Consider the following 22,568-nt stretch of genomic DNA (forward strand, 5'->3'; position numbering starts at 1 on the left):
GGAGCGGGGAGTGGGGGTAGTGGGTGGTTGGGCCCTAGACCTTGGCCTCCGCCTTGACCTCTTCCACCAGCGCCTCGACGGCCGCGAAGAGCGGGTGCCCGGGCGTCAGGCCGGTCACCTTTTCCGTTGCCTCCGCAGCCGTGGACGATGCCACGATCTGCGCCAGCTCGGTTGCTTCGGCGTCGGCGGGATCGTTGAAGCGCAGGGCTGCTGCCATGGCTCCAAGCAGCGCCTCGGGCACGATTCCCCGTTCGGCCAGTTCCGCGGCCGGGCCGATGAAGCGCTCGTGCCGGCTGAGCTTTCGAAGCGGCGCGCGGCCCACCCGGTTCACGGTATCCGGCAGGTGCGGATTGGTGAAACGGCCAAGGATCTTCTCGACGTAGGCTTCCTGCTCCTCGCGGTTGAAGCCGTGCTTGTGGATCAGCAGTTCCTTGGTTTCGTCCAGGACGGCGCGCACATCGGCGGCTACGTCCTGGTCCGCCATGGCCTCCGAGATCTTGCCAAGCCCGGCCTCAAACCCGAAGTACGCTGCGGAAGCGTGCCCGGTGTTCACCGTAAAGAGCTTCCGCTCAATGTACGGCCCCAGGTTGTCCACAAACGTGGCGCCCGGGATGACCGGAACGTTGTCCCCGAACGGCGTGCGGTCGATGACCCACTCGTAGAACGTCTCCACCGTGACGTCCAGGCCCTTGCCCGGCTCCTGGTTGGGGACGATCCGGTCCACGGCCGTGTTGGCGAACACAGCCGCGGCCTCGAGCGGACCCGACGCCGGATCCCACTGCGCCGCCACTTCGTCCCGCAGGATGTCCGTGGCGTTGATGGCGTTCTCACACGCCATCACCTGCAACGGGGCCAGCCCGGCAGCCCTCGCGGCAATGCCCTTGGCAATCACCGGCGCCACGAACTTCAGGATGTGCGGCCCCACCGCTGTGGTGACGACGTCCGCCGTCGCGATTTCCGCCACCACGTCCGCCTCCTGGGTGGCGGAGTTGAGCGCCCGGAAGTTGTCAACGGTCCGCACCGTGGGGTTCTCTCCCACTTCGTGGACGTCATAGCTGTCCGCGGCGGCGAGCTGCGAGATCAGGTCATCCGCGACGTCGGCGAATAAGAGCTCGTAGCCTGCCTGGTGCAGCAGCAGGCCCACAAAGCCGCGGCCGATGTTCCCGGCCCCAAAATGAACAGCTTTCACTATGCGTTGACCTTTCCGAACAGCGCCAGAACTTCGTCAACCGTGGTGGCCGCCTCGAGCTGGGCCACCTGCGCCTTGTTGGTGAAAACCTTGGCGATGGAGGACAGGATCTGCAGGTGCTCATTGTTGATGCCGGCCACGCCCACCACGAACTTGACCTCCTTGCCGTTCCAGTCGATGCCGTTCGGGTAACGGATCACGGACACCGCGGACTTCATGATGTGGTCCTTGGCGGCGTTGGTGCCGTGCGGAATGGCCAGGAAGCTGCCCATGTAGGTGGACACTGATTCCTCGCGTTCGTGCATGGCGTCGATGTAGCCGCTGTCCACGGCGCCGCGGTCCAGCAGCAGCCTGCCCGCTTCGTCGATTGCGGCGTCACGGGTGGTAGCGGTGCCGTTGAGGACCACGCTGTCAGCCACCAGGATGTCCGACGGCGTCACGGCCTCCGGCGCGGCGGCTGCGGCAGGTGCGGCTACGGGAGTAGCGGCGCCTGGAGCCGTTCCCTCGGTGTTGCTGCTCTTGACCAACTCCACGATCTCGTCATAGCGCGGGCTGTTCATGAAGTTGTCCACGGACACGTGCACGGCGCTGGCCGTGGCAGGTTTGGCCCGCTCAGTGAGGTCCTGGTGCGTGATCACCACATCGTAGGTATCGCTCAGGTTGGCGATGGCGGAGTTGGTGACCTTGACGTCGGGGTAGCCGGCCGCCTTGATCTTGTTCCGCAGCACCGAGGCGCCCATCGCGCTGGAACCCATGCCGGCGTCGCAGGCAAACACGATGTTCTTGATGGGACCTGCCATAACGGCGGTGGTTGCTCCCGCACCGGTCAGGGCGGAGGAGATGGAGCTCTTCTTGCCCTTCATGGATTCCATCCGGGAGGTGGCGGCGCTGAGGCTGTCCTCTTCGGTTTCGCCGACGGGGGTCTTGCTGGCCTTCAGGATCACCGAGGCGATCAGGAAGGACACCGTGGCGGCGAGCAGCACGGACAGTGCCACCCCGAAGTAGCTGTCGCTGGCGGTCGCGGCGAAGACGGCGATGATGCTGCCCGGGGCGGCCGGGGAGCGCAGGCCGGCGCCGGTGAGCACCAGCGTGAAGATGCCGGTCATGCCGCCGCCGATGGCCGCCAGGATGATGATGGGCTTCATCAGCACGAACGGGAAGTAGATTTCGTGGATGCCGCCGACGAACTGGATCAGGGCGGCGCCGGGGGCTGACGCCTTGGCCAGGCCCTTGCCGAAAATCATGTAGGCGAGCAGGATGCCCACGCCGGGGCCGGGGTTGGCTTCGAGCAGGAACAGGAGGGACTTGCCGTTGGCGAGCGCCTGCTCCGTCCCCAGCGGCGTCAGGATGCCGTGGTTGACGGCGTTGTTCAGGAACAGCACCTTGGCCGGCTCGATGAAGATGCTGGTGAACGGCAGCAGTCCGTTGGTGACCAGGAATTCGACGACGGCGCTGGCGCCGTTGCTGAAGGCCTTCACCACCGGGCCGATCACCAGCATGCCGAAGATGGCCAAGGCCGCGGCAACAATGCCGGCAGAGAAGTTGTCGATCAGCATCTCGAAGCCCGGCTTGACCCGGCCTTCCCAGACCTTGTCCAGCTTCTTCATGATCCACGCCGTCAGCGGCCCCATGATCATGGCACCGATGAACATGGGGATGTCGGTACCGACGATCACGCCCATTGTCGCGACTGCGCCCACAACGCCGCCGCGGACGCCGTGGACAATCCGGCCACCGGTGAAGCCGATCAGGAGGGGCAGGAGGTAAGTGATCATTGGCCCAACAAGCTTGGCCAGTTCCTCATTGGGAGTGAAGCCAGCCGGAATGAAGAAGGCCGTGATGATGCCCCAGGCGATGAAGGCCCCCATGTTGGGCATGATCATTCCGGACAGGAACGTCCCGAACCTCTGGACGTGAACCCGCATGCTTGTGCGGGGTTTTGCAACTGTCTCTGTTGCCATGTGATTTCCTAACCGTGATTCCTGCTGCACCGCAGGATGGTCCGATATTTTCCGACGACTAGCTGGTGGGACTGGTGGAGATCCGGTGGAGCCATTCGAGAAAGAGCTTGAGTTCCGAGCTGGAGAGCTGGTCCGAGTGCGATGCCTGGAGCGCGGCGTTCAAAGCGATCGCTGCCACCACAACCGAGGACTTTCCGGACGTGTCGGGCCCGGCGCCGTTGGCCTGTTCCGCGGAAACCGCGAAAATCATGGCGTCACGGGTCATAGTGGATAGTTCAAGGTTGCGTTCCGCGGCAGGCTCAGCAATCAGCATGAGTGTCACGCCCACGTTCGCCGCCAGGATGCTTCTGGCCGCTTCGCGCGGTTGGACATTCAACTGTCCTGCCACGGCTGCTTTGTTCAGCATTTCCTCCATGAGCGCCTCGGCATCGGCGACGATGGCCGGACGGCTCTCAGGGCGAATGTTGCCAAACATGACCAAGTAGAGTTCCGGCTGGTTCAGCCCGAACTGGACATGGTTGTCCCACATCCGCCGGATGTCTTCCAACGGATGTCCGGACGGCGCGAAGTCGCGTTCGCCGGCCACGTATTCTTCGAAACCCGCCGCGACGACGGCGTCAAACAGCCCTTCCTTGTCACCGAAGTGGTGATAGAGGGTGGGAGCGGAGACCCCTGCCAGCTGGGTGATCTGGCGGGTGGAAACTGCCGCGCCACCGGAGTTGGCCAGCAGTTCGGCGGCTGCACGCAGCAACCGAACTTTGGGCGGAAGCTGGCCATCGAAACTCATAACCGCTACCCTAGCACCTATAGCAACGCTATATGAAGTGCATCACATACAATTTTTTCAGGCACCGCAAAAGCCGTCGGACGTAGCCGTTGCGACGGTCCGGGCAATCGCCCGGGCAACGAATGGCGGGGCCTGCTTACGGCAGAGAACGAGGACCTTCAGTGCAGAACTTCCCAGGAGTAGGCGTCAGCCCCGGCCGCATCATCGGCACCATCCGCCAAATGCCCAAGCCCATCAGCGAACCACCTGCAGGCGAACAACTGCCCGCCGGCGTCACAGCCGAGGATGCGACAGCCGCCCTCAAGGCGGCTTCCCAGGCAGTGCACGATGAACTGAAGTCCCGGGCCGCCCACGCCACTGGCGATGGCAAGGCGGTGCTGGAAGCCACTGCACTGATGGCCAAGGACACCATGCTGATCAAGGGTGCGGCCAAGCTCGTTGCCCGCGGCGTCTCGAGTGAGCGCGCCATCTGGGAGTCCGGCTCCTCCGTCTCCGAAATGCTGCACAACCTGGGCGGCTACATGGCCGAGCGCGCCACCGACGTCCTGGACGTACGCGCCCGGATCGTCGCCGAGCTGCGCGGCGTGCCCGCCCCCGGCATCCCCGCCTCCAACACGCCGTTCGTCCTGGTGGCCGAGGATTTGGCGCCGGCCGACACCGCGACCCTGGACCCCAACAAGGTCCTGGCGCTCGTCACGGCAGGTGGCGGCCCCCAGTCCCACACCGCCATCATCGCCCGCTCCCTGGGCCTTCCCGCCGTCGTCGCCGCCGTGGGCGTGGACGAACTCCCCGACGGCATCGAAGTTTTTGTGGACGGCGCCGCCGGCACCGTCACGTCCGAACCCGACGACTCCCTGCGTGCCGCAGCGGAGGCATGGACGGCCACGGCTTCCCTGCTGGCCGAGTTCAGCGGCACCGGTTCGACGGCGGACGGGCACCTGGTGCCTCTCCTCGCCAACGTCGGCGGCGGCAAGGACGCGGAGGCAGCCGCCAAGCTGGGCGCGCAGGGCGTAGGACTGTTCCGCACCGAGTTCTGCTTCCTGGAACGGGACACCGAGCCCTCCGTGGAAGAGCAGGCCGCAGCCTACAAGAGCGTCTTTGATGCCTTCCCGGGCAAGAAGGTGGTCCTGCGCACGCTCGACGCCGGCGCCGACAAGCCGCTCCCGTTCCTGACCGACTCCACTGAGCCCAACCCAGCGCTGGGCGTCCGCGGCTACCGCACGGACTTCACCACGCCCGGCGTCCTGGACCGCCAGCTGGAGGCCATCGCGCTGGCCGAAAAGCAGTCCGAAGCGGACGTGTGGGTCATGGCCCCGATGATCTCCACGGCGGAAGAGGCCGCCCGCTTCGCCTCCATGTGCGCCGACGCCGGCATCAAGACACCCGGTGTGATGGTGGAGGTCCCCTCTGCCGCGCTCACGGCCGAGGCCATCCTGCGCGAAGTGGGATTCGCCAGCCTGGGCACCAACGACCTCACCCAGTACGCCATGGCGGCTGACCGGCAGCTCGGCCCGCTGGCCGCGCTGAACACCCCGTGGCAGCCCGCCGTCCTGCGTCTCGTCGGCCTGACCGTCGAGGGTTCGCGCGCGGAGGGCCACAACAAACCCGTGGGCGTCTGCGGCGAGGCAGCGGCGGACCCGGCCCTCGCCGTCGTACTGACCGGACTCGGCGTCTCCACGCTGTCCATGACCGCACGGTCGCTGGCGGCCGTGGCCGCAGTGCTCAAGACCGTCACGCTGGCCGAAGCACAGGAACTGGCCAAACTGGCGCTGTCCGCACCGAGCGCCACCGAAGCCCGGGCCTGGGTTCGCGAGAAGCTGCCCGTGCTCACCGAACTCGGCCTCTGACAGCCGCCCACCGACAATCCACCAGGAGAACCAATGCTCGAACGTACCGCAACCATCGCCAGCCGCTCCGGCCTCCACGCCCGCCCTGCGGCGCTGTTCGCCGAAGCGGCCGGCAATGCCGGCGTCGATGTCACCATTTCCATGCAGGGCGAGCCGGCGGAAGAGGCCCTCGACGCCGCCAGCATCCTTTCGCTGATGACGCTGGGGGCTGCCAAGGGAGACGTCGTGGTCCTGCGGGCCGATGGCGACGGCGCGGACCAGGCCTTGGATGCCTTGGTCACCCTGCTGGAGACGGACCTCGACGCCGAATAGCGGCGCGGTGCCGGATCGTCGACACAGGGCCGGGTCACGCCGGGGCGCTAGGATTTCCGCATGGCACTGATTGCTCCCCGCGTGACCGCCGGGCTCCCCGGCGACGAAGCCCTGAAACTGAAGCAGGCCCTCAACGGCAGCCACGACATCACGGTGTTCGTGGACGGCACGGTCCACCGCCTGCCGGCCCAGGCGAGGGACGCCGTCGTTGACCTGCTCAGCCGCTTCAGCCGCGGCGAAGCAGTGACCGTCAGCAGTGTTGAGGAAATGCTGACCACCTCCCAGGCCGCGGAGCTCGCCGGAATTTCGCACACGTACCTTCGCAACATGACGGATCGCGGCGAAATACCGGTGGAATACCGCGGCACGCACCGGCGGATCCGGCTGGCGGCCATCACGGAATGGCTGGAGGCGCAGAAGAAAACCAAGCCAGCCCACGACGGCGGCGAGCAGCCGTGATCGAGCGGCGTTCGTTTAGCGCGGACCGCCATTTGTGAAGCAGTGATAAGGATCAAGCAACGATCACTGCTTACCGCCAAAACGCCCCAAAGGCCGGGGTTACCCTTTATTTGTGGGTAAGTTCAGAGGGTGGCACATTGTGGCGGGGTTCGCCGCCATGCTGCTGACTGCCGTCCTCGGAACGGCCATGGGCCTGAGCAACACCGCGGCGTTTATGGCCAGTTGCGTGGCTTTCGTTGCGGTCTCCAAAGGCCTGGAAAGCCACTTTGCCCGGCGCCGCCGTGAAGCGGCCAGCCGTCAGCTCGAGCAAAGCCAGTCACGGACCTCGATGGAAGACCGCTGACAGGTGGATGGCCATTGACACGGAGCGGGCGGCTCACCAGACTTGTTAGCGGTAACAATCTCCCGGCGGCCGCATGGTCCGGCGCGAAAGGTAAGCAATGCGCACTGAGGTCAGCGAACTCCCCGGGCTAGGCAGTCGCTCCGGATCCGGAAACTCTGCACCGGGACTGAACTGGGCGGGGAATTACCGCTACACGGCCGCCGCGATCCACCGCCCCCGGAGCTTGGAGGAGGTCCAGGAAGTGGTGGCCGGCGCCACGAAGATCCGCGCCCTCGGCTCCCGCCACTCGTTCAATGCCATCGCGGACTCTCCCGGGGACCTGATCTCCCTCGACGAGCTGGAACCGGGCATCCACATCGACTCCGCCGCACGTACCGTGACAGTCTCGGGCGGAACCCGCTACGGCACCCTCGCGGAAAAGCTGGAGGCCAACGGCTTTGCGCTGCCCAATCTGGCTTCGCTCCCCCACATCTCGGTGGCTGGCGCCGTCGCAACCGCAACCCATGGTTCCGGGGACGCCAACGGAAACCTGGCAACCTCCGTCGCCGCACTGGAAATCGTGGCGGCGGACGGAACCGTCCATCATCTGGGCCGGGGCAGCTCGCCCGACTTCGAAGGCGCCGTCGTCGGCCTCGGCGCACTGGGCGTGGTCACCAAGGTGACCCTGGACATCGAACCCACGTTCACGGTTCGGCAGGACGTCTTCGAGTCGCTTCCCTGGGGAACCGTGATGGAAAATTTCGACGCCGCCACCTCCAGCGCCTACAGCGTCAGCCTGTTCACGGACTGGAGGGGCAACGCCGTCGATCAGGCATGGCTCAAGAGCCGGGTTTTCGGCGCAGACACCGCCGGCGGGGACTCGAGCGCTGCCTCCGGCAACGCGGCCCCGGAACCGGCGTTCGCCGGCAGCACCTTCTTCGGTGGTACCCGCGCCACTGCAGCCCGGCATCCGCTGCCCGGGGTGTCGGCTGAAAACTGCACCGAACAGCTCGGGGTCCCCGGGCCGTGGTCCGAGCGCCTGGCCCACTTCCGCATGGCGTTTACGCCCAGCAGCGGCGAGGAGCTCCAGAGCGAATTCTTCGTCCGGCGCGAGGACGCCGTGGCCGCCATCGCGGAACTGCGTGCCCTGTCGGACCGAATCACCCCGCTATTGCTCGTGTCGGAAATCCGCACCGTGGCGGCCGACCGGCTGTGGCTCAGCGGGGCCTGCGGCCGGGACTCCGTGGGATTCCATTTCACCTGGAAGCAGCGGCAGGACGAGGTGGAGGAGGTGCTCCCCGCCATGGAGGAGGCACTTGCCCCGTTCAACGCCCGGCCGCACTGGGGCAAGCTGTTCCACGCAGGCGCCGCCCGCCTGGCCGGGCTGTACCCGCGCTTTGCCGACTTCAAGGACCTCGCCGAGCGCATGGATCCGGAGCACAAATTCCGCAACGAGTTCCTGGCCCGGAAGGTCTTTGGCAGCTAGCCGGAGGGCGGGTATCAGTGCGCGGCCGGGTCCGCGCTAAATCCGCGGCCGCCCTGCCCAGCGGCGGGCCTTGAGCGCCGCATGGAGTTCCAGCCGCACCATGCCCTTCAGCGGATCCACGCCAAGGACCTGCCGGATGCGGCCCAGCCGGTTGTAGATGCTGCTCCGGTGCAGGTGCAGTTTGGTGGCCACGTCCTGCACCGACCCGTCATTGTCGTAGAGGAGTTCAAGCACGGGCAGGAGCTCACCGTTCCGGTCATGGTCCTCCAGGATGCGCGAGTAGACGGAACCGGCGTCGGCCCAGGCCCCCGCCCCGCCGCCGGCGGACGCCAGCAGCTGGTAAACGCCCGTGGCCCGGCAGTCCACCAGTTCGCCCAGCTGCGGGTCCACCGCCGCGGCCTGTGCAGCCTGCTTCGACTGCCGGTAGGCATCGGCAATTTCGCGGGGTTTGGCGAAGCCTTCACTCGTTCCCAGGATGATCCGGCGCACCGGCCGGCCGGACCGCTTGGCGAGTTCCAGCTGGTAGTGGACCAGGACCTGCGCGTGCGCCGCGCGCCCGGTGGACTCCCGGAACAGAATCACGGCGTGGGTTTCGGTGCCTGCGCTGAAGAGCGCCGCATCCACGCCGATGGTGGCCTGCAGCGCCGCGGAACGGTGGATCAGGGTGGAGGCGATGGGGTCGGATCCCTCCGCCCAGCCGTCGGCGTCAAGCACCGTGACGAGCTGCCACGGACCGCGCCCCTGGACTTCCTTCCAGCCGGCCACCGCCGCCACGGCGTTTGCCTCGCCGCGGCAGGCGCTGAGGAACTCCTGTTCCCTGCGGCGCCGGAATTCCGATTCAGCCGTGTTCGACTCAAGCAGCAGGCCGGAGAGCAGCTCAAGATCATCCCGGACGCCGGGCAGCTGGGTGAGGATCGCCGTCGCGCTCTGGTCCTCGATGTCCTGCTGCACCCACAAGTAACCGACGCGGAAGCCGCGCACCAGCAGCGGGACGCAGACGCGTCCCAGCATCCCCAGGTCCTCATTGGCGGGTACGACGACGGGACGCACCGCCGTCGCGATGCCGTGCGAGAGCTGCCATGCCTTGACGTCCGCCGGCACGCGTTTGCTGAGGAGGAAGTTCACCCTGACCCGGTCCGCGTGCGACTGGTTGGAGCTGTAGGCGAGCAGGACGCCGTCGAGATCCTCAAGCGAAAGCCCGCGGCCAAGCTTCACGGCCACCTGCTCAACGAGCTGTTCCACATCCTGCTGGTGCATGCTTGCCACATTACTGCCCGGCGCCGCTGAAGCGTGAACGGACACGAGGCGACACCTGACGCCCCACGGCTCGACAGATGTCTAGGTGCGGAGTTCAAAAACCCCGGAAACACGCGGAAGAGGCGGGCGGGCAGGAGCGGAATTCTGTCAGCTACCTCACACGCGGATTTATTCTGGAAGTACAGATTCCCCCGCTCATTCGGCCCAAGAGGCCACCAACGATGGAGCCCACAAATGATCATCGGCGTCCCCAAAGAGATCAAGAACAACGAATTCCGCGTCGCCATCACGGCAGCCGGCGTGCATGAATTCCGCACCCACGGCCACACCGTGCTCGTGGAGCGCGGTGCGGGGCTGGGCTCCGGAATCACCGACGAGGAATACGCCATCGCCGGCGCCGAGATCGTCACCGAAGCTGACGACGTCTGGGCCCGCGCCGACATGGTCATGAAGGTCAAGGAGCCCATCGCCGCGGAATACCACCGCTTCCGCAAGGGCCTGATCCTCTTCACCTACCTCCACCTGGCCGCCGAGCCCGAACTGACCCGGGAGCTCATCAACTCCGGCGTCACCGCGATCGCCTACGAAACCGTCCAGGAAGGCCGCACCCTGCCGCTGCTGGCCCCGATGTCAGAAGTTGCCGGCCGCCTGTCCGTCCAGGTCGGCGCCACCTCGCTGATGGCTCCCGCCGGCGGCAAGGGCGTGCTCCTCGGCGGCGTCCCGGGCGTCCGTCCGGCCAAGGTGGTTGTCCTCGGTGCAGGCGTGGCCGGCACCAACGCCGCCGCCATGGCCCTGGGCCTCGGTGCCGACGTCACCATCCTGGACATCAACATCAACCGCCTGCGCGAACTCGACGCCCAGTACCAGGGCCGGCTGAAGACCGTCGCGTCCAACAAGTACGAGATCGAGAAGTCCGTGGTGGATGCGGACCTGGTGATCGGCTCCGTGCTGATCCCGGGCGCCAAGGCCCCCAAGCTGGTCACCAACGAACTGGTTTCCCGGATGAAGCCCGGCTCCGTGCTGGTGGACATCGCCGTGGACCAGGGCGGCTGCTTCGAAGACACGCACCCCACCACGCACCAGGAACCCACGTACAAGGTCCACAACACGATCTTCTACTGCGTGGCAAACATGCCCGGCGCCGTTCCCAACACGTCCACGTACGCACTCACCAACGTGACCCTGCGCTACGGTGTTGCCCTCGCCAACCTCGGTGTGAAGGCCGCGTTCGAGAAGGACCCCGCCCTGGCAGCCGGCCTCAACATCGCTGCCGGCCACGTGGCACACCACTCCGTCTCCGAAGCGCACAACCTGCCGCTCGTAGGCGACTGGCACGAACTGGTCTCCGCATAACTCCTTAGTTCGTCCCGCTGCGCTGGACGACACACATCCTCGGCGTGCTGCTCCTTCGTCGCTTTGACGCACGCTGCCGGATGTCTGTCGTTCAGCGCAGTTTTGGTTAAGCTCTGTGCAGAGCCAGTTCGCGTGCCTTTTCTATTAGTTTGAGGACCTCGATCGGGCCGGAGGGGTTTACTGGCAGGGGCAGCGGCGAGGCCGTGCCGCCGTCGTTGATTTTGTCCGCGAGGATCCGGTAGAACTCCGGGTAGGCGCCGCGTTCGGTGGACAGCCGGTCCAGGTGTCCGTCACGGCCTAGAAGCCCGGCCCATTCGGCGCCCTCGACACCGTATTCCTCGTCCAGAGGCCCTCCGCCGGCCACAATGTACGGCTCCTGGGGGTCGACGCCGTGCTTGGTGAAGCCGCCTTCCGAGCCCAGGAGCCGGTAACGGGGTCCCTGCTGGGCGCAGAGCATGTTCATCCAGAGGTGGCTGACCACGCCGGAGTCATGCTGCAGGGCCACGAACACGTCATCGTCGGTCTTTTCCCCGGGCCGCCGGGCCCGAAGTTCCGCGTGAATGACGGTTGCCGGGCCGAACAGCTGCAGCGACTGGTCGATGAGGTGCGTCCCGAGATCAAAAAGCACCCCGCCGCCGTCGTCCGCCGTCGCATCAGCTTTCCAGGCCTTGGAAACTTCCGGGGACCAGCGCTCGAACCGCGACTCAAACCGGGTCACAGTACCCAGGGCGCCGCTTTCCAGCAGGCCCTGGACCGTGAGGAAGTCGCCGTCCCAGCGGCGGTTCTGGAAGACCGTCAGCACGCGGTCCAGCCGCGCGGCGAGATCCATGAGTTCCTGGCCCTCGGCGCTGCGCACCGCAAAAGGCTTGTCGACGACGACGTCGAGTCCCGCCTCCAGCGCGGCCTTCGCCAGCGGGTAGTGGGTGGCCGGCGGCGTCCCGAGGACTATGAGGTCAAGGTCGCCGGCGAGCGCCAGGAGGTCGGCAGGGCTGTTCACTAGCTGAGCCGCCGGGTAGCTGGCGGACGCATCTTCCTGCCTCCCGGCGTCGGACGTTGCAATGGCGTCCAGGGAGTACGCGGAGTTGGCGGTGATCAGCGGTGCGTGGAACACGCGGCCGGACAGTCCGAAGCCGGCGACTGCCGTCCGGATGGAGGGCTTGCCCGGGCCGGAGCCGGGCGTTGCTTCTATGCTCATGGTCCAACGCTACCCCCGCACGCTCTCTCACTTCCTGCGTTGTTTCATCAAACGCTCTCTCACATCCTGCAACCGCCGGACCAACGCTCTTTCACTTCCTGCGGGAGCGTGCCGGGGAATGCGGCAACAGTAAGAGAGGGTCTCGGGAAAACGCGCGAAACGTGAGAGAGGATCGCCCGGAAAGGCGCAGGAAGTGAGAGAGCGTCGGAGGGGACGGCGAAGGCCGGCACCCCGTGAAAAGTCCGTATGAACGGATCACGGGGATGCCGGCCCGGCGTTACTGCTGGCAGGCTGCTGTTACTTCTTTTCCCAGCCGATGGTGGTCCAGTCCGGAACCTGGGACAGGCTCTTGAACAGGGACGGACCGTAGTTGGCCAGGCCGGTGCGGACGAACGAGATCTGGGGACCGTTCATCACAACGCCCATGGAGAAGTACTTGGCCATGTGCTTCTTTTCAACTTCCATGGCTGCCTTGTTGCGTTCGGCGTTGTCCTCGATGCTGCTAAGCGCCTTGATCTCGGCATCCAGCTCGGCGTCGCCCAGCTCGTTCTCGTTGGTCTTGGAGTCGTAGAACTGCTTGACGGCGTCCGTTGCGTCAGCACCCACCGTGTAACCGGAGACGCTGAGGAAGAAGTCGCGGCTGCCCAGGACCTTGCCGAAGTCGGCAGAGGCACGCTGGTCGATTCCTACGTCCATGCCGCCGGCCTGGAGCTGCTTCTGCAGGGTCTGCACGAAGGCCAGGGTGGTGGGATCATCACCGAAGTTGCTGATCTTGAATGCGGCCGGGACGCCGTCCTTCTCCATGATGCCTGCTGCGTTGGGCTTGTACCCGGCATCGGTCAGCACCTTCTTGGCTGCCTCGGCACCGGATTCCGTGGCCGGGTAGTTGTCCTGGTAGTACTTGGAGAACGGCAGCAGCATCATGGAGCCGGAGCTGGTCTCTTCCCAGTTCAGCCCGTTGAAGCGGACCTTGCGCAGGGCCTCACGGTCAACGGCGGTGAAGATTGCCTTGCGGATGGCGACGTCCGTCAGCGGGGCCTTCTGCGCGTTGAGGTTCAGGCCGCCGGCGAACAGCCGCTGACCGCGGCGGATCTCGGAATCCTTCGTGCCGTCCAGCTGCTTGTACGGGGTGATCGTGTTGGCGGACACACCGTCGATCTCGCCGTTCTTGAAGGCTGCAATCGCGGCACTGCTCTCCAGCTGGCGGAACACCACCTTGTCGAGGACAGGCTTGGCGCCCCACCACTTGTCGTTCTTGGCCAGGGTGACAGTCTTGGCGGCGCTGTCGTACTTGTCCAGCTTGAAGGGTCCTGCCATCCACTCCGGGTGCATGTCGCCGGTGAAGCCGGTGTTGAAGATCTCCGGCGTGTTCACGGCCGGGTGGATCAGGCCGGTGAAGAGGGCATCCAGCGGGTAGACGGGCTGGGTGGTGGTGACAACGACTTCCTTGTCACTGGCGCCTGCCTTCACGGAATCAACGAACTCGTACGCGCCGGAGCTGACGATGTCGATGTCCTTGTTTTCGCCCTTGAGCATGTTCCAGGTGTTCTCGAAGGCTTTGACGTCGATCGGCGTGCCGTCGTTGTACGAGGCCTTCTCGTTCACCTTGATGGTGATGGTCTGCTTGCCGTCCTTGACCTCGCTCTTGACGTCCTCGCAGAAGTCCTTGTTCGGCGTCGCCGTGCCGTCGAAGTCGAAGTTCCAGCAGCCCCACGTGCCGGCCTGGTCAATCGGGCGGTGCAGCGCCGTGTTGTCCGCGCTGTTGCCGTTGTTGGAGAAGCCGTTGAAGTCCGGACCGATGTTGCCCAGCGGAAGCGTCACGGTGCCGCCCGGTTCCAGGTCCTTGGCGTCCTTGGCGTTAATGCTGATCAGCTTGGTGAGGTCGCTGCCGGCTTCCTGGCCCTTGCCCGCGTCGGGGCCCGAGGGGGTGCCGCCTCCGCCACAGCCGGTAAGCGCGAGCGCTGCCGTTACGGCGGCCACCCCGCCAATCTTGGTCAGATTCTTCATGGTTTTCCCTTCATTTTTGGTGCGAGAGTTGGTGCTTTGGGGGATCGGGCAAGTCATGGGCTGTCGTGGACAACAAGCATGTCCGCGTCGAGTTCGCCGTCCGGGAAGAAGCAGGCGAACTGCTGGTCCGTCGGCAAATCTTCCGCTGCCGCGGGCGTCTGCGACCGGACCTCCTGCGGGTGGGCCGCCGCCGGGCGGGAGACAGTTTCCAGCGGCGGCTCAAGCGTGAGGCATTTTTCCTGCTTCGCGGCGGGCAGCGCGGCAAACACCGGGCAGCGGGTAGCGAAGTTGCACCCCTTGGGCGCATCCAGCGGGGACGGCAGGTCGCCTTGCAGGATGATGCGTTCGCGGGTCCGTTCCAGCTGCGGGTCGGGCACCGGGATCGCGGACAGAAGGGCGCGCGTGTAGGGGTGTCGCGGGTTGTCGAAAACGCTGTCCACGTCACCGATTTCCACGATCTTGCCGAGGTACATCACGGCTACGCGGTTGGAGATATGGCGCACCACGGACAGGTCGTGGGCCACCATGAGGTAGCTCAGGCCGAGTTCCGCGCGGAGCTTGTCCAGGAGGTTGATGACGCCTGCCTGCACGGACACGTCCAGTGCGGACACGGGTTCGTCGAGGACCACCAGCTTGGGGTTGACGGCGAGTGCGCGGGCGATGCCAATGCGCTGGCGCTGGCCTCCGGAGAACTGGTTGGGGAACCGGTTGACGTGGTCCGGCTGGAGGCCAACCAGCTCCATCAGTTCCATGATGCGCTTCCGGATCGCGGGCCTGGCCATGCCGGCGTTTTCCAGCGGTTCGGACAGGACTTCAAACACCGTGAAGCGCGGATCAAGGGCACCCGTCGGGTCCTGGAACACCATCTGGAGTTCCTTGCGCATGGCGGTCTTCGTTTTGGCATCGGAGGCTGCCTTGTTGCTCAGCCCGCCGATGGTCACCTCGCCGTCCTGGTCCTTATGGAACTCCATGATTTCCAGCAGTGTGGTGGTCTTCCCGCAACCGGACTCCCCCACGATCGAAAAGCATTCACCCTCGCGGATATCGAAGCTCAGCCCGTCCACGGCCTTCACTGTCCCGATGCGCCGCTTGATGAGCGCACCCTTCAGCAGCGGAAAGTGTTTCCGGACGTCCCGAAGTTCCAGTACCTTTTTGCGCTCGAGCCGCGGAACGGCGTCGAAGCGGGAGACCGGAACGGCCGGAGCTTGGAAGATCTCGTGGACGTCCACTTCGGCGCCCAGGGAATCGGTCTTGATGCAGGCTGCTTTGTGTGCGCCGCTGCCGGCCGGCCCGCCGCCAGGCAGTCCTTTCCCGGCTCCCCGGGGGCCACTGACCGGCCACAGCTCAGGTTCACCCTGCAGGCAGGCATCGCTCGCCAGCGGGCACCGCGGCGCGAAGGAGCAACCCGTGGGTGGGTGGATCAGATTCGGCGGAATGCCCTCGATGGGCACCAGCGAGGCCTTTTCCGCGACGTCCACCCGCGGCACGGCGCCGAGAAGGCCCATGGTGTAGGGCATCCGCGGGCTGTAGTAGATGTCATCCACACTGCCGGTTTCCACCGGTTTTCCTGCGTACATCACCATGATGTCGTCAGCCATGCCAGCCACCACGCCAAGGTCGTGCGTGATCATGACGACGGCGGCGCCGGTTTCCTCCTGCGCGGTATGCAGCACCTCCAGGACCTGCGCCTGGATGGTGACGTCCAGTGCCGTCGTCGGCTCATCCGCGATGAGCACCCGCGGGTTGTTGGCGATCGCGATGGCGATCATCACGCGCTGGCGCATGCCGCCGGAGAATTCGTGCGGGAACGCCTTCAGGCGGTCCTTCGGGCTGGGGATGCCCACCATGTCAAGAAGTTCGACGGCGCGGGCTTCTTTGGCCTGCTTGCTCATTTTGGGATGGTGGACGGTGAGCGCCTCGATGATCTGGTTCCCCACCGTGTACACGGGGGTCAGGGACGAGAGCGGATCCTGGAAGACCATGGCGATGTCGTTGCCGCGGTAACGGCACATGGCCTTGTCGCTGAGGCCCAGCAGTTCCGTGCCGTTCAGCCTCACGGAGCCGGTGATGTCTGCGGTCGAGGGGAGCAGGCCCATGATGGCCAGCGACGTCACTGACTTCCCCGAGCCGGACTCGCCCACGATGCCCAGCGTCTTGCCGGGCAGGAGATCAAAGCCCACGCCGCGTACCGCGTGGATAACGCCGTTTTCCGAGTTGAACCGGACGTTCAGGTCACGGACGGACAGGACGGCGTCCGCCGGGGCATCCCCCGGTGCATGCAGCCCTGCGACGTGCAGGCGCTCTGCGGTCATCTCAGTGCTGGCGGTGGTGTCGCTGCTCATTTGCGGGCCTTCCCTGCAGTCTTGTGGGTTCTGCCCTTGGCGCGGCCAACTGAGCTGGAGCTGGGGTCGAACGCGTCGCGGAGGCCGTCGTTCATCATGGCCAGGGAACCCGTGAGCAGGAACATCGCCACCAGCGGAACCCAGAACATCCACGGGAAGGTCTGGACCTGGGAGGTCGCCTGGTTGATGAGGACACCCAGACTCACATCCGGGACCTTGATGCCGATGCCGATGAAGGAGAACGCCACCTCGGCCAGGATGGCGCCGGTGACGCCGCGGGTGATGTCCAGGACCAGCAGGGAACCGATGTTGGGGACCAGGTGGCGCCAGACAATCCGGCGGGCCGGGATGCCCATGTACTGGGCGGCCTTGACGAAGTCGCGCTGCATGAGCGACATCGAGAGGGAGCGGATCAGGCGGGCGGTGCCCATCCAGCTGAAGACCAGGAGCACGATGATCAGCAGCAGCCAGCTGGGCAGGTTCTCCCGCAGGCCGTTGCCTCCGCCGCTGGTGGCCACGGCCACCACCAGCAGTGCCGGCATCATGATGAGGGCCTCCAGGATGAAGAGCATCACCTTGTCCACTTTGCCGCCGAAGTAGGCCATGGTGCAGCCGTAGACGGCGGCGATCAGCACCGACACCAGGCCGACCACCAGGCCGATGAGGATGGAGATCCGGGTTCCTTCCACCATCAGGGCATAGAGGTCGATGCCGGCCTGGGATGTGCCCAGCAGGTGCTCCGCCGAGGGCGGCATGCCGATGTTGAACGGGTCGATTGTTTCCTTGTCCCAGGGGGAGAGCAATCCTCCCACAAAGGAGAAGACCGTCAGGGCGAGGAAAATGACCAGGCCGGCCACGGCTGTCTTGTTCCGCAGGAAGCGCCGCAGGATGATCGAGGACTTGGCGATGACGACGTCGTCGTTCTCGATCTTTGCTTCCTCGGCGACGGCGGCCGGGTCGATGGCATTGAGGTTGGTCATGGTTACTGCACCCGCACTCTCGGGTCGACAAGTGTGGTGGCGAAGTCCGCGAGGATGGCGCCGATCGCGAAGATGACGGAACCGTAGGCCAGCGTGGCGGTGGCCGCGTTGACGTCCTGCAGGGCAATGGCGTCGATGCTCCACGAACCGACGCCGGGCCAGGCAAAGATCTTCTCGGCGAAGAAACCGCCGGCGAAGATGGCCGGGATGGTGAAGGCGATGCTTTGGGCCACCGGGATGAACGAAACCCGCAGGGCGTGGCGGGCGATGGCCTGGTTGCGGGTGAGGCCCTTGGCGCGGGCCGTGCGGACGAAGTCGGCATTGACGTTGTCCAGCAGGTACTGGCGCTGGGCGATCTGGTAGGTTCCCCAGCCCACCAGCGTGATGGCCAGCGTGGGCACTGCGTAGTGGGCGAGCATGTCCACGAACTGGACCCAGGCGTTGCCCTCCAGTCCGGGAGTGGAGATGCCCGTGACGAAGAAGATCCGTTCGCCGATGGATTCGTTGATGTTGATGGCGCCCAGCTGGACCAGGAAGTAGGCGATCGGGGCGGGCACGATGTACACAAGGTAGCTGTAGGACGTGATGACGCGGTCCTGGAACTTGTACTGCCGGGCGGCGGTGTACACACCCAGCGCGACGCCGATGATGAGGGTCAGGACGATGGAGGCCAGGAACAGCCGCGTGGAAATCCATACGCGGTCGCCGAATTCGGCATTGATGAACGCGCCGTTGGGGCTTCGTCCCCAGTCCCAGCGGGTCACGACCGCCGTGAGCCAGTCCACGTAGCGCTCCCAGGGACTGAGTGTCGGATCAAGGCCCTTGAGCCGGAAGGAATTGGTCACCTGCTCGGGTGTAGGCCGTGGAATGCGTTCCTGTTCCAGCAGCGCGGGCTGCAGTGTGCTGACGGCAAGGAAGTAGCCCGCCGTCGTGGTCAGGAAGATCATGAGCAGGTAGGTGGCTGCCCTTTTGGCGAGGTAGCGGAACATGTCTGCCTAGCTCTGGATCGCCGGCGCCAGTTCCGCGCCGCGCAATGACGGCGGCGCTGCGGAGGTGCCGTTCCCGGCGGGTGTCATTTCAGCATTCACAGCAGTTGATCCTTCCGTCATCCCCCGCACCGGCGAGGGTTCCGCCGCCGATCCAGGATCATGGCCAGCGGGTGTCTGGCCGCCCGCACGCCCAAGGGCACTGTCCTGGTGGACTATGTTGCGGGTCACATTCCAGAGGAAACTACCACATATGGAGAAGCCGCCAGGATGCCCTCAACCGGAAACACGGGGGTCCTGTACCAGATCGTTATGAATAAATCACGATGGTTGATTTGAGTGGCCGGCCATCCGCTGGATTTACGCTTCGTCCGGTGGAAATGTCCTCCGTCCCTCAGGCCCGTTGGCCTCCCGGCGGTCGACGCCGCCGGGGCACTTGACGAGGCTCGTCACCAGCTCGCGCCAGGACTCCACAAGCCGTTCCGGAGCCACGTGATGGACCCGCACCGCATAGAGCAGGCGTTCCGGATCCAGGGTGGAGCTCAGCGACATCGCCATGAGCCACGGATCCGCGCTCACCCCGGCCGCGCGGAGGAGCATTTCGATGTGCCGGTGCCACAGCACGGCGGCGGGTACATCAAAGCGGTTGTAGGCGGAGGAGTCCGCGGCGCGGGCCAGCTCCCCGTACTCCAGGACGTAGGCGATCCGCTCCGCGCCGAAGGCCACGAGCCTGTCCAGCGGGGGTGCGCCCGGACCGAGCGGCGGGGGGCCGAACATGAACCGGCCCTGGAACTCCGCCTCCGAGTCGCTCAGCAGCGTCATCATCAGCCCGGCCCGGGAGCCGAAGCGCCGGAAGACCGTGCCTTTGCCGACTCCGGCCCGTTCGGCCAGCCGGTCCATGGTGAGGCCGTCAGCGCCGCACTCCTCAATAAGTTCGCGGGCGGCCCTGAGCAGCAGCTCCCGGTTGCGGACGGCATCGCTGCGTTCCGTTTCCCCGCCCAGCTGCGATCCGGACCGGATTGGGATGAGGCTCACACCGGACATTCTAGCCCCGCTTTGTTCGCGGAAATCAGTTCACGCTGATGGTTCGCTTGAGGAGCTGCTCGGACAGTCCTTCGGAGGCAAGAAAGTCTCGAAGGGCCGCATCAAGGACAAGGGAAACGTCCGGATCCGCTTCCAGCACATCTTCTGCGACGCGGGCGAGATTGCCTCCGTAGCCCTCGTGGAGCGGCCGCAGTTCCTCCACCAGCCCGTTCGTGTTCTGATTGTGGGTGCCCGTCAGCGCCAGGTACCACGTGGCCGCCAGGAGCGGATCAATCTGCTCGGAATTGATGATGAACATGGCATCCCCCCGACCGGCCGTGTGGGTCTCCGCGGCGCGGAACAGCTGCGTGGCGGCATCAGCATTCTTGCTGGTGTGCGACTCGATGGTGGACATCCCCTGCTGATACGGCGTCATCGGATCCATGCCGAGCGGCCTGGTGTCCTGGACGGTGAGCCCGAAGACTTGCGTGGACGCCAGGGCTGCCAAAGCAGACATGACCGCCAGCCCCCTGGGGCGGCCATACCTTTGGGACGCAAGCCACCGGCCGACCAGTGCCGTCACGGCAATGCACGCAATGACGGGCAGGATGAGCTCCACCGCCAAGGCCAGCTTGAGCGAGTAGTAGTTGACTTTCCCGGCAGTGATGATCTGGTAGGTACCCAGCGCGATAACAACTGCAAGGCCGAGGACAGGGGTCACCACAAGCCTGGCGGCCGCAGGAAGCTGTCCTTGACCGGCGAGGAATGCCCTGAAGTTACCGTGCACCAGCAATATGGACGCGGCCAAGGCAACAAGGAACGTGGCGATTTCCACGCCGTGGGTGGAGCTCGGAACCCTACCAATGGCTGTCACGACTGTGCCGGTCTCGATCCGGGAAATTTGCAGGCCGATCAGGGCCAGGCCGAGTAAGCCGGCCGTCGCCGTCACGCTGTTTGCCAGCCATTCTGCCCTCGTACCCTGCCACCGTTGCCGCGACCACGGGAAGACGGCAAAGGCGGCCACCGGCACAACCAGGAGCAGCAAGAGCGCCCAGGTGTTGGCAATTCCGACTACCGCGGCAGCAGAGGTTGCGAAAACCACAGGCTTGCCCAGGGAGTCCGCGAAGGACACCACGATCATCAGGCAAACCAGCAACGCAACACCGACAACAAAGTTCTGGAACGCATGGAGCGTGGCTATGGAGGCGGTGCCGAAGGACCACGCCGTGATGGCCAGCACCACAAAAGGCGTACACATCATGGGCCGCTCCCTGATCCAGGGCAAGGAGGTGAGTGCGGCGGTCACCATCACCGTGGCACCAACGGCAGCGAGGGAACTCAGCCGGCTGTAGGTCACCAATTCAATCCCCAGCAGCCCCGGTGCATGTCCCACGGCAAGGTCCGCCATGGTTGCGAGAGCGGTGTGGAACCCCTGCGGATACTCCATGAAGGTCCACGGATGGCCGCTCTCCGAGATGCCGGCCATCGGGACCACCGTGCCGTGGGTTCGGATCATGTTGTACATGCTGAAGTGGGAAGAGTTGTCCCAGCTGGCCAGCAGGAGCCCCAGGGCCTGTGGACCCGTTGAGACGCGAAAATACGGCACTAACACTGCTGAGGCCAGTGCCGCGGCAACCAGGAGCAGGGTGTCCGCCTTGCCCGCTGACGGCAGGAGCGAGGCTGCGGCCGCCTTCCGGTCCGGGGACCCGATGATCCACATCGCAAGCCCGGAAATCAGCCCGCCGAGGAGTAGCTGGCCCCACCCCGGGAATTCCGCGGGAAGGGGCATCCACCACAGCAAGGGAACCGCGCCAAAGTACAGGCATCCCAGGATGACTATCCGCTGCGACAACTGACGTGCGGTTGGCACCGCAAGGGCCAGCACACCTGTCAGTGCCAGGACCCACCACCCGCTAAGAGGCTGAAGCTGAACCAGCAGCAGGAATCCCGCCATGACGACGAGCCCGAGGCAGATGCCAACGACCTTGCGGTTCCATGGCCGGGACGGGCGGCCTTGAGCCACCGCGGCCGGACGGCGTTCGGCTGTCTCTGGGGGGTGGGGCACATCGACTCCGTGGGCTTGGCTGCGAACTTCCGTTGGGGACGCAGTCCCGTTCCCCAGTGATCATGAACCGCTGACGGACGAGCGACCGCCTTTGAGTCTAATCGAGCGGCGGGCGGGGAGCGCGTTGCGACGAGGCTCACACGGGGAGATTCAGTTGGGGGAATAATAATCGGACCGCAGTCCGTTTAGCATGAGTGAAGGCATCAACCAGCCTCCATGACCAATCAGCCGGCGGGTACTCCCGCGGCCAGACACTAGGAGTTCACATGTCCAAGAGCACCGTACTTACCCTGGTCGGCAGCCTCCGCGCCGAATCCACCAACCAGAAGCTCGCCGAGGCCATCCAGCTGAACGCGCCTGAGCAGGTTGACGTTGTTATCCACGAGAGCCTGGGCAACATCCCGTTCTACAACGAGGACATCGACGTCGAGGGCCAGGTTCCGGCTGCTGCCGCCGCCCTCCGCGCCGCCGCCAACGACGCCGACGTCCTGCTGCTGGTGACCCCGGAGCACAACGGAACCGTGCCCGCGTCGCTGAAGAACGCCATCGACTGGCTGTCCCGCCCGTTCGGCGCCGGGGCCCTCAACGGCAAGCCGACCGCCGTCGTGGGTACCGCGTTCGGCCAGTACGGCGGCGTCTGGGCGCAGGACGAAGCCCGCAAGGCTGTCGGCATCGCCGGCGCCAAGGTCGTCGAGGACGCCAAGCTTGCCGTTCCGGGCTCCATGGTGCGCTTCGCCGAAGTCCACCCCAAGGATGACGCCGAAGTTGTGGAGCAGATCAAGGGCGTCTTCGCTGCCCTGGCCAACGCGGAAACTGCAGCCGAAGCAGCCTGATCCAACGCACCACGTCAGATTCACTCCACATAACGCCCCCGGCAGCAGCCGGGGGCGTTTTGCGTCACCATTCCGTGATGGAGCTGACGCACAACCGTCACTCGGCGCATATTCCGCGCACAGACGCTCCGCCGTAACGTGGAGACGGGGACGTGCGAGAGCTG

At 65.5% G+C, this 22,568-nt stretch carries 18 protein-coding genes; 7 read left to right on the plus strand and 11 right to left on the minus strand.

Annotated features, from left to right (window positions below; translation table 11 throughout):
* Positions 1 to 34: 34 nt before the first annotated feature.
* The 3 genes from Q8Z05_RS07145 to Q8Z05_RS07155 are packed head-to-tail and all read right to left on the minus strand — an operon-like array spanning position 35 to position 3,937.
* Positions 35 to 1,189, minus strand: coding sequence for a mannitol-1-phosphate 5-dehydrogenase (locus Q8Z05_RS07145; protein WP_305942778.1), 1,155 nt, complete (start codon positions 1,187 to 1,189; stop codon positions 35 to 37).
* Positions 1,189 to 3,150, minus strand: coding sequence for a PTS mannitol transporter subunit IICBA (locus Q8Z05_RS07150; protein ID WP_305942779.1), 1,962 nt, complete (start codon positions 3,148 to 3,150; stop codon positions 1,189 to 1,191). The genes Q8Z05_RS07145 and Q8Z05_RS07150 overlap by 1 nt, the downstream gene beginning before the upstream one ends.
* A gap of 58 nt (positions 3,151 to 3,208) precedes the next feature.
* The gene (locus Q8Z05_RS07155) at positions 3,209 to 3,937 is read right to left on the minus strand and encodes a TetR/AcrR family transcriptional regulator (protein ID WP_305942780.1); all 729 of its coding nucleotides are present in this window, start codon (positions 3,935 to 3,937) and stop codon (positions 3,209 to 3,211) included.
* Positions 3,938 to 4,098: 161 nt separating this feature from the next.
* Between Q8Z05_RS07155 and ptsP the strand changes: the two genes are divergently transcribed.
* The 5 genes from ptsP to Q8Z05_RS07180 all read left to right on the plus strand — a co-directional run bounded on the left by ptsP (position 4,099) and on the right by Q8Z05_RS07180 (position 8,363).
* Complete coding sequence (ptsP, locus tag Q8Z05_RS07160) at positions 4,099 to 5,784, plus strand: phosphoenolpyruvate--protein phosphotransferase (protein ID WP_305942781.1); 1,686 nt, start codon at positions 4,099 to 4,101, stop codon at positions 5,782 to 5,784.
* Positions 5,785 to 5,817: 33 nt separating this feature from the next.
* Complete coding sequence (locus tag Q8Z05_RS07165; RefSeq protein WP_305942782.1) at positions 5,818 to 6,096, plus strand: HPr family phosphocarrier protein; 279 nt, start codon at positions 5,818 to 5,820, stop codon at positions 6,094 to 6,096.
* A gap of 60 nt (positions 6,097 to 6,156) precedes the next feature.
* A complete protein-coding gene (locus Q8Z05_RS07170) occupies positions 6,157 to 6,555 on the plus strand; it encodes a helix-turn-helix domain-containing protein (protein WP_305942783.1) in 399 nt (132 codons plus the stop codon).
* Positions 6,556 to 6,667: 112 nt separating this feature from the next.
* Positions 6,668 to 6,898 (plus strand): hypothetical protein, encoded by a 231-nt coding sequence (locus Q8Z05_RS07175; protein WP_305942784.1) that lies wholly within the window; start codon positions 6,668 to 6,670, stop codon positions 6,896 to 6,898.
* Positions 6,899 to 6,995: 97 nt separating this feature from the next.
* Positions 6,996 to 8,363: an FAD-binding protein gene (locus tag Q8Z05_RS07180; RefSeq protein ID WP_305942785.1), complete on the plus strand. Its 1,368-nt coding sequence runs from the start codon at positions 6,996 to 6,998 to the stop codon at positions 8,361 to 8,363.
* Positions 8,364 to 8,399: 36 nt separating this feature from the next.
* On the opposite strand, the gene Q8Z05_RS07185 is transcribed toward Q8Z05_RS07180, so the two are convergent.
* Positions 8,400 to 9,620, minus strand: coding sequence for a PucR family transcriptional regulator (locus tag Q8Z05_RS07185; RefSeq protein WP_371745938.1), 1,221 nt, complete (start codon positions 9,618 to 9,620; stop codon positions 8,400 to 8,402).
* A 234-nt stretch (positions 9,621 to 9,854) separates the two neighbouring features.
* On the opposite strand from Q8Z05_RS07185, the gene ald reads away from it, so the two are divergent.
* Positions 9,855 to 10,973: an alanine dehydrogenase gene (gene ald, locus Q8Z05_RS07190; protein WP_305942786.1), complete on the plus strand. Its 1,119-nt coding sequence runs from the start codon at positions 9,855 to 9,857 to the stop codon at positions 10,971 to 10,973.
* A 106-nt stretch (positions 10,974 to 11,079) separates the two neighbouring features.
* Here ald and Q8Z05_RS07195 read toward each other — a convergent pair whose 3' ends face one another.
* From Q8Z05_RS07195 to Q8Z05_RS07225, 7 genes are all read right to left on the minus strand, one after another.
* Positions 11,080 to 12,168, minus strand: a complete 1,089-nt coding sequence (locus Q8Z05_RS07195; protein ID WP_305942787.1) for a Gfo/Idh/MocA family protein — start codon at positions 12,166 to 12,168, stop codon at positions 11,080 to 11,082.
* 297 nt (positions 12,169 to 12,465) lie between these two features.
* Positions 12,466 to 14,175, minus strand: coding sequence for an ABC transporter family substrate-binding protein (locus Q8Z05_RS07200; protein WP_305942788.1), 1,710 nt, complete (start codon positions 14,173 to 14,175; stop codon positions 12,466 to 12,468).
* A gap of 53 nt (positions 14,176 to 14,228) precedes the next feature.
* Positions 14,229 to 16,517: a dipeptide ABC transporter ATP-binding protein gene (locus Q8Z05_RS07205; RefSeq protein ID WP_305942789.1), complete on the minus strand. Its 2,289-nt coding sequence runs from the start codon at positions 16,515 to 16,517 to the stop codon at positions 14,229 to 14,231.
* The gene (locus Q8Z05_RS07210) at positions 16,514 to 17,497 is read right to left on the minus strand and encodes an ABC transporter permease (RefSeq protein WP_305942790.1); all 984 of its coding nucleotides are present in this window, start codon (positions 17,495 to 17,497) and stop codon (positions 16,514 to 16,516) included. The genes Q8Z05_RS07205 and Q8Z05_RS07210 overlap by 4 nt, the downstream gene beginning before the upstream one ends.
* Positions 17,498 to 17,499: 2 nt before the next feature.
* Positions 17,500 to 18,486, minus strand: a complete 987-nt coding sequence (locus tag Q8Z05_RS07215) for an ABC transporter permease (RefSeq protein ID WP_305942791.1) — start codon at positions 18,484 to 18,486, stop codon at positions 17,500 to 17,502.
* A 357-nt stretch (positions 18,487 to 18,843) separates the two neighbouring features.
* The gene (locus tag Q8Z05_RS07220; RefSeq protein ID WP_371745939.1) at positions 18,844 to 19,518 is read right to left on the minus strand and encodes a TetR/AcrR family transcriptional regulator; all 675 of its coding nucleotides are present in this window, start codon (positions 19,516 to 19,518) and stop codon (positions 18,844 to 18,846) included.
* A 34-nt stretch (positions 19,519 to 19,552) separates the two neighbouring features.
* On the minus strand, positions 19,553 to 21,571 hold the full coding sequence (locus tag Q8Z05_RS07225; RefSeq protein WP_305942793.1) for a hypothetical protein: 2,019 nt from the start codon (positions 21,569 to 21,571) through the stop codon (positions 19,553 to 19,555).
* Positions 21,572 to 21,837: 266 nt separating this feature from the next.
* Here Q8Z05_RS07225 and Q8Z05_RS07230 point away from each other — a divergent pair, with 266 nt between their 5' ends.
* Complete coding sequence (locus Q8Z05_RS07230; protein WP_305942794.1) at positions 21,838 to 22,404, plus strand: NAD(P)H-dependent oxidoreductase; 567 nt, start codon at positions 21,838 to 21,840, stop codon at positions 22,402 to 22,404.
* Positions 22,405 to 22,568: the final 164 nt, after the last annotated feature.

The organism is Arthrobacter oryzae, from assembly GCF_030718995.1.
GTDB lineage: Bacteria > Actinomycetota > Actinomycetes > Actinomycetales > Micrococcaceae > Arthrobacter > Arthrobacter oryzae_C.

Coding starts and splice junctions, on each gene's coding strand:
- Q8Z05_RS07180 (WP_305942785.1), top strand. CDS start 6,996: ATGCGCACTGAGGTCAGCGAACTCCCCGGGCTAGGCAGTCGCTCCGGA.
- Q8Z05_RS07170 (WP_305942783.1), top strand. CDS start 6,157: ATGGCACTGATTGCTCCCCGCGTGACCGCCGGGCTCCCCGGCGACGAA.
- Q8Z05_RS07195 (WP_305942787.1), bottom strand. CDS start 12,168: ATGAGCATAGAAGCAACGCCCGGCTCCGGCCCGGGCAAGCCCTCCATC.
- Q8Z05_RS07185 (WP_371745938.1), bottom strand. CDS start 9,620: ATGCACCAGCAGGATGTGGAACAGCTCGTTGAGCAGGTGGCCGTGAAG.
- Q8Z05_RS07205 (WP_305942789.1), bottom strand. CDS start 16,517: ATGAGCAGCGACACCACCGCCAGCACTGAGATGACCGCAGAGCGCCTG.
- Q8Z05_RS07165 (WP_305942782.1), top strand. CDS start 5,818: ATGCTCGAACGTACCGCAACCATCGCCAGCCGCTCCGGCCTCCACGCC.
- Q8Z05_RS07200 (WP_305942788.1), bottom strand. CDS start 14,175: ATGAAGAATCTGACCAAGATTGGCGGGGTGGCCGCCGTAACGGCAGCG.
- Q8Z05_RS07150 (WP_305942779.1), bottom strand. CDS start 3,150: ATGGCAACAGAGACAGTTGCAAAACCCCGCACAAGCATGCGGGTTCAC.
- Q8Z05_RS07230 (WP_305942794.1), top strand. CDS start 21,838: ATGTCCAAGAGCACCGTACTTACCCTGGTCGGCAGCCTCCGCGCCGAA.
- Q8Z05_RS07155 (WP_305942780.1), bottom strand. CDS start 3,937: ATGAGTTTCGATGGCCAGCTTCCGCCCAAAGTTCGGTTGCTGCGTGCA.
- ald (WP_305942786.1), top strand. CDS start 9,855: ATGATCATCGGCGTCCCCAAAGAGATCAAGAACAACGAATTCCGCGTC.
- Q8Z05_RS07210 (WP_305942790.1), bottom strand. CDS start 17,497: ATGACCAACCTCAATGCCATCGACCCGGCCGCCGTCGCCGAGGAAGCA.
- Q8Z05_RS07215 (WP_305942791.1), bottom strand. CDS start 18,486: ATGTTCCGCTACCTCGCCAAAAGGGCAGCCACCTACCTGCTCATGATC.